The following is a 10,555-nucleotide window of genomic DNA, read 5'->3' on the forward strand; positions in this document are numbered from 1 at the left end:
TCCCACCCCCGGTCCGCCCACCTGCGCGGTCGAACGCACCGTCTCCAGACCGCCGTTGCCGGCCATGAGCTCCTCGCGCGGCAGGATCTGCGGCAGGAAGCTCTGGTGGGCGACGTCGAAGAACACCGTCGCCACGCCCGTGATCAGGGCGACGGCGTACAACTGGGCCATCGTCAGGGCGTCGGCGAGCGCGGCGGCGGGGATGCTGGCCATCGCCACCGCCCGCACCAGGTCCGCCCGGATCATCAGCGGACGCTTGCGCATCCGGTCGGTGAGGGCGCCCGCCGGCAGTCCGACGAGGAGGAAGGCGGCGGTCTCCGCGGCCGTGAGCAGGCCTACCTGGAAGGCCGAGGCGTCGAGTTCGAGTACGGCCACCAGGGGGAGGGCCACCAGGGTGACCTGGGCGCCGAGTTGTCCGGCTGCCGCTCCCGCGAGCAGCATCCGGAAATCGCGTCGGCGCATCGGGCTGCCCGTGGAGGCTCCGGATGTGAGGGACATGTGAACGACCTTCACCGAGGCGCCGATCCGGAGTCAAAGGATCACGGTCAGTTTCGGTCGAGTCTTGTCTTCTGTTGTCAGAAACGCGTAAGAATTTTCGGCGAACTCACGGTAAGTCCGCATGAACTCCTGCCACGCGGTGTGCACGGCGCAAGGGCCGCACACCGGTGGCTTCCGGAAGCGGAGCGGGGGACGGCCGGGTAACCTGCACACGGAGTGATGGTCGCGATCCTGGCCGAAAACCGCCATGGACGACCGGCTTGTAGCGGAATCGTCTATTCCGTCAGTTATGGAGCGAATGCGGTGTTGCGCCCGCCCGGGCGCGGAGCCGCCGCCCTCGCGGCCCGCCGTCGTCCCCCTCGTCCTTCCGGCGGACATGGCACCTGAGGAGGACTCCCCGGCTTCGGCCGTACGAGGGATTACTCGTCGGTCCGGCCTCCCTAGGGTCGATTCCGTCGACGCCGCACACGCGGACTCCGCACGCGGGGGTTCCGTACACGGAAGGGCTCGTATGTCCCAGAAGAAGGCCAGATCGGTTGTGGTCAACAGGGCGCGGGTGACGCACAAGGTGCGTTACGCGCTCGCGCATCCGGACCGGATCGCCCCGCACATCAGGCGGACCGCGAGAGACACCTGGCTGCGGCTGAAGCACCCCGACCACGTCGACTACTACCGCGCCGTGATGGCCTCCGACGCCGCTCGCAGCCCCGAGGCGGCCGTCGGCAGCAAGTCGCACGACCGGTGGCTGGCGCTGGGCGAGATGCAGTTCGCCTACCTGCGGGAGCACGGGCTGCACCCCGGCCAGCGCATGCTGGACATCGGCTGCGGAAACCTGCGGGCCGGCTGGCGCTTCATCGACTACCTGGAGCCGGGGCACTACTACGGCATCGACATATCCCCCGACATCCTCATCGCGGCGAAGGACACCCTGGCGTCCCGAGGACTCCAGGCGAAGCTGCCCCATCTGACGATCACCCGGAACCTGACCTTCGACTTCCTGCCGGAATCCCATTTCGACGTGATCCACGCCCACAGCGTCTTCTCGCACTCACCGATCGAGGTCATCGAGGAGTGCTTCGCCCACGTGGGGCGCGTCCTGAAGCCCGACGGCCTCTTCGACTTCACCTTCGACCGCACCGAGGGCGCCGAGCACCAGGTGCTGCGCGAGGACTTCTACTACCGCACCTCCACGCTCGTCGCGCTCGCCGGGAAGCACGGTCTGGCCGCGCGGTTCATGGACGACTGGGAGACCCGGGAGCACGGCCAGTCCAAGATCCGCGTCACCCACCGGAGCGCCTGACGGCCCGCGAGCTGCACCGGGGGCGTCGTACGGGGCGCGGGGCACGTCAACCGCGTGTGGACGGCCCGGCCCCCGGCCCGTGCGGCGACGTCCCCCGCCTCGTAGAGTCTGGTGACATGACTTCTCTTCCCGTGTCTCCCGCCGACGCCCTCGACTCCCTCCTCGCCGGAAACCGGCGCTTCGTGGCCGGGGCCCCGCGCCATCCCAACCAGGACGCCGCGCGCCGGGCCGAGCTGGCGCCGGCGCAGAAGCCGTTCGCGGTACTGCTGGGATGCTCCGACTCGCGGCTGGCCGCCGAGATCATCTTCGACCAGGGGCTCGGTGACCTGTTCGTGGTCCGCACCGCCGGCCACGTCCTGGGTCCGGAGGTCCTGGGCAGCATCGAGTACGGGACCAGCGTGCTGGACTGCCGCCTCGTCGTGGTCCTCGGGCACGACTCGTGCGGCGCCGTCGCGGCGGCCCGCGCCGCCGTCGAGGGCGGACTGCCCGCGGGCGGGTACGTCCGGGACGTCGTCGAGCGCGTCACCCCCAGCGTGCTGGCCGCCCGGGCCGCGGGGCTCACCTCGGACAGCGACCACATCGACGCGCACATACAGCACACCGTGGACCTGCTCCTGGACCGCTCCCGGGTGCTGGCGGACCAGGTCGCCGCCGGTCACACCGGCGTCGTGGGCCTCGCCTACCAGCTCTCCGAGGGCAACGCCCGCCTCGTCACCTCGCACGGAATCCCCGACACGGCGGAAACCACCGCGCTCTCCGCCTGAGCGCCTGGGGCGTGTTGCGAAAGTCCCGCCTGCCCCGCGACGCCCGGCACGCGCGCTCGCCGCGTTGTCGGGATCGCCCACGTACACCCGGTACGAGGGCGACCCTCCGCCTTGCGATCGCACGCACCGGACGCCGCGGGGCCCGCCCTCCGGGCGGACGGCGCCACTTTCGCAACACGCCCCAGCCCCGATTCGGCCGTCACCCGGGGGGCGGCCCCATTGCCCCCCGAACCGCCCTGTAGATAGCCTGTGTTCGTCATTCCGGTCGTTGACCGGAGTTTCGAACACAGAGGGTGGGGTGGCGGCCATGGGGCGACTCGTGCCGGCGGTGGCCAGGGCGCTGGACGTACTGGAACTCTTCCTGGAGAGCGAAGCGCCGCTCTCCGCGCCCGACGTCATGCGCAGGCTCGGTCTGCCGCGGACGACGGTCCATGAACTGGTCACCACACTGGCCGCCCGCTCCTACCTGGCGGCGGCGCCCGGACAGCCGGGGCGCTACCGGCTGGGGGTGCGCACCTACCAGCTCGGCAGCCGGTACGCCGAACAGCTGGACCTCGCCGCCGAAGGCCAGCAGGTGGCCCGCGAGGTGGCCCTGACCTGCGACGAGACGGTCCATGTGGCCATCTTGGAGCACACCGACGTCATCTATATCGCCAAGGTCGACTCCACCCACGCGGTACGGATGGTCTCGGCGGCCGGCCGTCGGCTGCCCGCCCACTGCACCTCCGTCGGCAAGATGCTCCTCGCCTCGCTCCCGGAAGCCGAGCTCGACGCCCGGATCACCGGCGGCGAGCTGGTCGCCATGACCCCGGCCAGCATCACCGACCCCGCCGCGCTGCGGGCCGCGCTCGCCGAGATCAGGGCCCGGGGGACCGCCGTCGAGCACCGGGAGTCCAACCCGGACGTCAGCTGTGTCGCCGCCCCCGTCCGCGACAGCGCGGGCCGGGTCGTCGCCGCGCTGTCCATCTCCGTACCGATGATCAGGTGGACCGAGGCCCGCGAGGCGGAGCTCGCCGAGCTGGCGCTGAAGGGCGCCGGCGACCTGTCCGTGCGGCTGGGCCACCGGGGCGCGCGATGAACCCGGACGTGGCGGTACGGGAGGAGGCGGAGCTCGGCGAGGGGCCCACCTGGGACCCGGCGAGCGGCCGGCTGGTCTGGGTGGACATCCTGGCGTCGCGGATCCACACCTACGAGCCGGGCAGCGGCCGGCGCACGGTCATGGCGACCGGACAGCACGTCGGCGCCGCCAAGCCGCGCGCGGGCGGCGGCCTCGTCGTCAATCTCCGCGACGGCGTCGGGCTCTACGGCCCCGACGGCGCGTTCTCGTGGCTGCTGCGCGACCCCGTGCCCGGGCGGCGCGGCAACGACGCGGCGGTCGCACCGGACGGCGCCCTGTGGGCGGGCACGATGCGCTACGACGAGGCGACCGGCGGCGGCACCCTCACCCGGATCACCGGGGACGGCGCGGCCACGGCGGTGCCCGGCCCGGTCACGGTCAGCAACGGCACCGGCTGGAGCCCCGACGGGCGGCTCATGTACTACGTCGACAGCCCGACCCGGCGGATCGACGTCCTCGACTTCGACGGGCACCTCGCCCACGACAGACGGCCGTTCGCGCTGATCGGGGACGAGGACGGCTTCCCCGACGGGCTCACCGTCGACGCGGAGGGCGGTGTGTGGGTGGCGCTGTGGGACGGCGGTGCCCTGCGCCGCTACGGTCCGGACGGCACGCTCGACCTGGTGGTCGAGCTGCCGGTGCCCCGCCCCACCGCCTGCGCCTTCGGCGGCCCGGACCTCACGGACCTCTACGTCACCAGCGCCCGTACCGGTCTGCGACGGCCGCACCCGCTCTGCGGGGCGCTGCTGGTGCTGCCCGGTATCGGGCGCGGGATGGCGGGTACCGCCTTCGCCGGCTGACACCGGGGCGGAAGGCGGTACCCGCGAGGGCTCAGCGCGTCGAGAAGGCGTGCACCGTCGACGACCGGTACGTCCTGCCCGGGCGCAGCACCGTGGACGGGAAGGCCGGGTGGTTGGGCGAGTCCGGGAAGTGCTGGGACTCCAGACAGAGGGCGTCCCCCTGGCGGTAGATGTGGCCCGAGGTGCCCCGCAGCGTGCCGTCCAGGAAGTTGCCGCTGTAGAACTGCATGCCCGGCTCGGTGGTGAACATCCTCATCACCCGGCCGGAGTGCGGCTCCGCCAGCGTGAGCGCGTACTCGGGCTCCGCCGTCCTGCCCTTGTCCAGCACCCAGTTGTGGTCGAACCCCTTGGCGTACAGGAGCTGCTGGTGGCCCTGGCGGATGTCGCGGCCGATCGGCTTCGTCCGCCGGAAGTCGAACGGGGTGCCCGAGACACGGGCCAGTTCCCCGGTCGGTATGAGCCCCGCGTCGACCGGGGTGTAGCGGGCGGCGGCCAGTTCGAGGGTGTGGTCGTAGACCGGGCCGCTGCCCTCGCCGGCCAGATTGAAGTAGGTGTGGCTGGTGAGGTTGACGACGGTCGCCCGGTCGGTGGTCGCCTCGTAGTCGATCCGCCACTCGCCGCGCGCCGTGAGGGTGTACGTGACCTGGACCTTCAGGGTGCCGGGGTAGCCCATCTCGCCGTCCGGTGAGATCCGGGAGAGCACGAGGCCGGTGCGGGAGCCGTGGGTGAAGGGCTCCACGTGCCACATCTGCTTGTCGAAGCCCTTGGTGCCGCCGTGCAGGCTGTTCGCGCCGTCGTTGAGGGGCAGTTGGTAGGACTGCCCGTCGAGGGTGAACCTGCCCGCCGCGATGCGGTTGCCGTAGCGGCCGATGAGACCGCCGAAGTACGGGGACTTGGCAACGTAGTCGGCGAGGTTGTCGAAGCCGAGGGCGATGTTGGCCGTGCGCCCGTGCCGGTCGGGCACGTCGAGGCGGTGCACGATCCCGCCGTAGGAGAGCACTTCCAGGCGGACACCGCCGTTGCTGACGGTCCACCGGTGGACGGGCGTGCCGTCCTCCAGGGTGCCGAAGAGCGTCCTGGTGGGGGTGCGGCCCGACGCGGCGTGGGCGGTGCCCAGGCTCGTCGCCGCCACACCGGCCGCGAGGCCGACGGCCATCACCGTACGTCTGCTGGCGTTCATCTCCACTGGTCCTCCAGATGGTTGAGGGGATGTCATGAACCGACCTTGCGTTTGTTCCAGACGTCGAAGCCCACCGCGGCCAGCAGGACGAAGCCCTTGATGACCTGCTGGTAGTCGGTGCCGACGCCGACCAGCGACATACCGTTGTTGAGCACGCCCAGCACCAGACCGCCGATGATCGCGCCCAGTACCGTGCCGACGCCGCCGCTCATCGAGGCACCGCCGATGAAGGCCGCCGCGATGGCCTCCAGCTCGAAGTTGACGCCCGCGTTGGGTGTGCCGGCGTTCAGACGGGCGGCGAAGACGACACCGGCGAGCGCCGCGAGGACGCCCATGTTCACGAAGACCAGGAAGGTGACGCGCTTGTCCTTGACGCCGGAGAGCTTCGCCGCGGCCTGGTTGCCGCCGAGCGCGTAGACATGCCGTCCCACGACCGCGTTGCGCATCACGAAGCCCAGCCCGATGAGCAGGGCGGCCAGCAGGAGCAGCACCACGGGCACGCCCCGGTAGCTGGCCAGGGTCATGGTGAAGGCGAGGACGGCCGCGGCCATCGCCACGCACTTGGTGAGGAACAGGCCGCGGGGCAGTACGTCGAGTTCGTACGTCTGCTCGCGCCGCCGGGAGCGCACCTCCTGGATCAGGACGACGGCCGTGAGGGCGAGCCCCAGCAGGAGGGTGAGGTTGTGGTAGTTGGTGTCGGGCCCGACCTCCGGAAGGTAGCCGGTGGAGATCTTCTGGAAGCCCTCGGGGAACGGGCCGAGCGAGCGGGAGCCGAGGAGGATCTGCGTGCCGCCCCGGAAGAGCAGCATCCCGGCGAGCGTCACGATGAAGGACGGGATGCCCACGTACGCGATCCAGAACCCCTGCCAGGCGCCCGCCACGGCGCCGATCGCGAGGGCCACGACCAGGGCGAGCACCCAGGGCACATGGTGCTCCACCATCATCACCGCGCACGCCGCCGACACGAAGGCCGCCAGTGAGCCCACGGACAGGTCGATGTGGCCGGCGATGATGACGATCACCATGCCGATGGCGAGGACCAGGATGTAGCTGTTCTGCAGCACCAGGTTGGTGACGTTGTTGGGCTTGAGCAGGACGCCGTCGGTCCATATCTGGAACAGCACGACGATCAGTCCGAGCGCGACCAGCATCCCGTACTGGCGCATGTTGCGGCGGGCCGCGTCGAGGAGCAGCGCTCCGGTGGCGGAGCGCGGCGGCTCGGGAGTCCTCGGGGGGCTGGGGGCGGCGTCGGTCGTGACCGGACCCATATCGGCTACCTCTTGTTCGTGGTGTCGTTCGTGGTCATGAGGCGCATCAGGACTTCCTGGGTCGCGTCCGCGCGGGCGGCCTCGCCGGTGAGCCGGCCGGCCGCCATCGTGTAGATGCGGTCGCACATGCCGAGGAGTTCGGGCAGTTCGGAGGAGATGAAGACGACCGCCTTGCCCCGGGCGGCGAGCTGGTCGACGACGGTGTAGATCTCGTACTTGGCGCCAACGTCGATGCCGCGGGTGGGCTCGTCGAGGATCAGCACATCGGGACCCGCGAAGATCCACTTGCTGAGGACGACCTTCTGCTGGTTGCCGCCGGACAGGCGCCCGACCGGCTCGAAGACGGTCGGGGCCTTGATGCCCATGGAGGTGCGGTACGACTCGGCGACCCGCCGCTCCTCGTGCTCGTCGACGATCCCGCGCCGGGACACCTTGTCCAGGGCGCCCAGGGTGATGTTGCGGCTGATGGTGTCGATGAGGTTGAGGCCGTACTGCTTGCGGTCCTCGGTGACGTACGCGATGCCGTGACCGACCGCCTCGGGGACGGTCTTCGTACGGATGCGTCGGCCGTCCTTCCACACCGTGCCGCTGATGTTCCGGCCGTAGGAGCGGCCGAAGACGCTCATGGCCAGTTCGGTGCGGCCGGCGCCCATCAGCCCCGCGATGCCCACGATCTCGCCCCGCCGCACATGCAGGCTGACGTCGTCGACGACCTTGCGCTGCTGGTCGATGGGGTGGTGCACGGTCCAGTCCCGCACCTCAAGGTCGGGGTGGGCGCCCGGGTCGCCCTCGTAGGGGGTGCGCGGCGGGAAGCGGTGGTCGAGGTCGCGGCCGACCATGGAGCGGATGATGCGCTCCTCGGTGGTGTCCGGGGACTTCACGTCGAGCGTCTCGATGGTCCTGCCGTCCCGCAGGACGGTGACCGAGTCGGCGACCGCCGCGATCTCGTTGAGCTTGTGCGAGATGACGATCGAGGCGATGCCCTGCGCCTTGAGCTCCAGGATGAGGTCGAGGAGATGGGCGCTGTCCTCGTCGTTGAGGGCGGCGGTCGGCTCGTCCAGGATCAGCAGCCGGACCTCCTTGGAGAGCGCCTTGGCGATCTCCACCAACTGCTGCTTGCCGACACCGATGTCCGCCACCCGGGTCTGCGGATGCTCGCGCAGACCCACCCGCTTCATCAGCCGCGCCGCGTGCTTGAGCGTCTCGCTCCAGCTCACGATGCCCCGGGTGGCGTGCTCGTTGCCGAGGAAGATGTTCTCGGCGATGGAGAGATAGGGGACGAGGGCCAGCTCCTGGTGGATGATGACGATGCCGCGCGCCTCGCTGGCCCGCATGTCCTTGAACGCGCAGAGCTCGCCCTGGAAGAGGATGTCGCCCTCGTAGCTGCCGTGCGGATGGACGCCGCTGAGCACCTTCATCAGGGTGGACTTGCCCGCGCCGTTCTCGCCGCAGATGGCGTGCACCTCACCGGGCGCCACGGTGAGCGAGACGTCGGAGAGCGCCCGGACGCCCGGGAACGTCTTGACGATGGAGCGCATCTCCAGGATGGGCGCCCCCACGTCCCCCCTGTCCCCGCTGTCTGGGCTGTCTGGGCTGTTCACTTCAGGTCACTCGCCTTGATGTAGCCCGAGTCGACCAGCACCGACCGGTAGTTGGACTTGTCGACGCTGACCGGGTTGAGGAGGAAGGCCGGCACGACCTTCTTCTCGTTGTCGTAGGTCTTGGTGTCGTTGACCTGGGGCGTCTTGCCGGTGAGCACCGCGTCGGCCATCTGCACGGCCTGCTTGGCCAGCGCCCGGGTGTCCTTGTAGACGGTCTGGGCCTGGTCCCCGGCGATGATGGACTTCACGGACGCGACCTCGGCGTCCTGCCCGGTGACGACCGGGTACGGCTTGGCGGCGGTGCCGTAGCCGCCGGAGCGCAGGGCGGAGAGGATGCCGATGGAGATCCCGTCGTACGGGGAGAGGACGGCGTCCACCCGCTCGTTGGAGTACGCCTTGGTCAGCAGGTCGTCCATGCGCTTCTGCGCGGTGGCGCCGTCCCAGCGGAGGGTGGTCACCTGGTTGAGCCGGGTCTGGCCGCTGCGGACGACGAGCTGCTTCTTGTCGATGTAGGGCTGGAGGGTCTTCAGGGCGCCCTGGAAGAAGTAGCGGGTGTTGTTGTCGTCGGGCGAGCCGGCGAACAGCTCGATGTTGAAGGCCTTGCCGCCCTGGGCGTTCTTGAGGCCCAGCTTGTCGACGATGTACGTCGCCTGGAGCACGCCGACCTTCTCGTTGTCGAAGGAGGCGTAGTAGTCGACGTTGGGGGAGCCGAGGATGAGGCGGTCGTAGGAGATCACCTTGATGTGCTGGTCGGCGGCCTGCTTGAGGACGTCGCTGAGGGCGCGGCCGTCGATCGCCGCGATCACCAGGGCGTCCACCCCCTTGGTGATCATGTTCTCGACCTGGGCGACCTGCTGGTCGACGCTGTCCTCGCCGTACTGGAGGTCGGTCTTGTAGCCGAGCGCCCGGAACTGCTGGGCCATGTTGTTCCCGTCGGCGATCCAGCGCTCGGAGGACTTGGTCGGCATGGCGATGCCGATCGTGGCCCCCTTGCCGCCCTTGGGCGTCGCCTTGCCACCGCCCTCGCTGTCCTGTCCGCAGGCGGTGAGGGCGAGAGCGAGGGCTCCCGCGACGAGGGCGAGGGCGACTGGTCGGGTGCGGCGCATGGTCATCAGTCCTTCGGGTTCGCGGGGAAGCGGTTCAGGGAGCCGGGAAGGCGGGAGCCGAGCGGGGACATACCACCGTCGGCGCCGAGGCGGGCGAGCAGGTCGAGGACGAGCCGGCCCCGGCGGACCCGCTCGCGGGCGGTCTGCAGGGCGAGGTCGCGCAGATGGGCGCCGTAGGGGTAGATGCCGGGCGCCCTGGAGAGGCCGAACTTGAGGTAGAGCGGGGCGGCTCGGCGGATCAGCTCGGCCGCCTCGTACATCCGCACATAGCCGCCGAGGTCGTCGGGCGCCTCGATGTAGAGGTCGATGGGCACCCCGGAGACGCGCCTGACCTCGGTGAAGTGGGCGGCCGTCAGATCGGAGGGGACGTTGACGGAGTCGGCGCCCAGCCGCTCGTAGACGGCGACGGACGCCGGGTTGACCGGGCCGATCAGCGCGGAGACCTTGAGGGTGGTCCCGGCCGGCAGCAGGCCGCTCTCGCGCATCCGGTGCAGGCTCCACAGCACGCCCTCGTCCGCCACGAGCAGACAGCGCACTCCCAGCTCGGCGGCGCGCAGGGCGTCCTCGACGCATCCGGCCAGCGCGTCGTGGCCCCGGGCGCGCAGCCCCGCGCCGCCCGAGTCGGTACGGACGGAGGCCCCGGCGTCCCAGGTGCCGCGCGGCCCGGTGAACAGGCAGAGCTCGATGTCGCGTTCGGCGCAGCCCTCCACCATCTCGGTGATCTCTGCGTCGGAGAGCATCCACACACCGCTGCCCTGGCTGACGCGGTGCACGGGCACATCGAGGCGGGAGGCCTCCTTCAGGACGACGCCGAGCGCCTCGGGGCCCTCCACGGAGGGGATCTCGGTGCGCCAGGTGCCCCCGTCGGGGAACGTGTGCGGGGAGGAGTCGGCGGGGTTGCCCCGGGGCGCGCCCAGACCC

At 70.6% G+C, this 10,555-nt stretch carries 10 protein-coding genes; 4 read left to right on the forward strand and 6 right to left on the reverse strand.

The features are described 5' to 3' along the window. Nucleotides 1–498: MFS transporter (locus ACJA3G_RS19685; protein WP_406554331.1), on the reverse strand; the 498-nt coding region annotated here is incomplete at its 3' end. A gap of 511 nt (nucleotides 499–1,009) precedes the next feature. Between ACJA3G_RS19685 and ACJA3G_RS19690 the strand changes: the two genes are divergently transcribed. The 4 genes from ACJA3G_RS19690 (at nucleotide 1,010) to ACJA3G_RS19705 (ending at nucleotide 4,479) form a co-directional block, all read left to right on the forward strand. Continuing rightward, nucleotides 1,010–1,798 (forward strand): class I SAM-dependent methyltransferase, encoded by a 789-nt coding sequence (locus ACJA3G_RS19690; RefSeq protein WP_406554332.1) that lies wholly within the window; start codon nucleotides 1,010–1,012, stop codon nucleotides 1,796–1,798. A gap of 116 nt (nucleotides 1,799–1,914) precedes the next feature. After that, complete coding sequence (locus tag ACJA3G_RS19695; RefSeq protein WP_406554333.1) at nucleotides 1,915–2,562, forward strand: carbonic anhydrase; 648 nt, start codon at nucleotides 1,915–1,917, stop codon at nucleotides 2,560–2,562. A gap of 307 nt (nucleotides 2,563–2,869) precedes the next feature. Further along, a complete protein-coding gene (locus tag ACJA3G_RS19700; protein WP_406554334.1) occupies nucleotides 2,870–3,640 on the forward strand; it encodes an IclR family transcriptional regulator in 771 nt (256 codons plus the stop codon). Further along, nucleotides 3,637–4,479 (forward strand): SMP-30/gluconolactonase/LRE family protein, encoded by an 843-nt coding sequence (locus ACJA3G_RS19705; protein WP_406554335.1) that lies wholly within the window; start codon nucleotides 3,637–3,639, stop codon nucleotides 4,477–4,479. The genes ACJA3G_RS19700 and ACJA3G_RS19705 overlap by 4 nt, the downstream gene beginning before the upstream one ends. A 31-nt stretch (nucleotides 4,480–4,510) precedes the next feature. On the opposite strand, the gene ACJA3G_RS19710 is transcribed toward ACJA3G_RS19705, so the two are convergent. The 5 genes from ACJA3G_RS19710 to ACJA3G_RS19730 form a co-directional block, all read right to left on the reverse strand. Continuing rightward, complete coding sequence (locus ACJA3G_RS19710; protein ID WP_406554336.1) at nucleotides 4,511–5,659, reverse strand: aldose epimerase family protein; 1,149 nt, start codon at nucleotides 5,657–5,659, stop codon at nucleotides 4,511–4,513. A 32-nt stretch (nucleotides 5,660–5,691) separates the two neighbouring features. Beyond that, nucleotides 5,692–6,927 (reverse strand): multiple monosaccharide ABC transporter permease, encoded by a 1,236-nt coding sequence (gene mmsB / locus ACJA3G_RS19715; RefSeq protein WP_406554337.1) that lies wholly within the window; start codon nucleotides 6,925–6,927, stop codon nucleotides 5,692–5,694. 5 nt (nucleotides 6,928–6,932) lie between these two features. Beyond that, nucleotides 6,933–8,486: a multiple monosaccharide ABC transporter ATP-binding protein gene (gene mmsA / locus ACJA3G_RS19720; protein WP_406554338.1), complete on the reverse strand. Its 1,554-nt coding sequence runs from the start codon at nucleotides 8,484–8,486 to the stop codon at nucleotides 6,933–6,935. A gap of 38 nt (nucleotides 8,487–8,524) precedes the next feature. After that, entirely contained in the window at nucleotides 8,525–9,634 is a 1,110-nt protein-coding gene (gene chvE, locus ACJA3G_RS19725; RefSeq protein ID WP_406554339.1) for a multiple monosaccharide ABC transporter substrate-binding protein, read from the reverse strand. 5 nt (nucleotides 9,635–9,639) lie between these two features. Then, nucleotides 9,640–10,555 (reverse strand): hypothetical protein (locus ACJA3G_RS19730; RefSeq protein WP_406554340.1); only part of this gene is annotated, 916 nt, incomplete at its 5' end.

The sequence above is a fragment of the Streptomyces sp. YS-3 genome (assembly GCF_045257485.1).
In the GTDB taxonomy this organism is placed as follows: Bacteria; Actinomycetota; Actinomycetes; order Streptomycetales; family Streptomycetaceae; genus Streptomyces.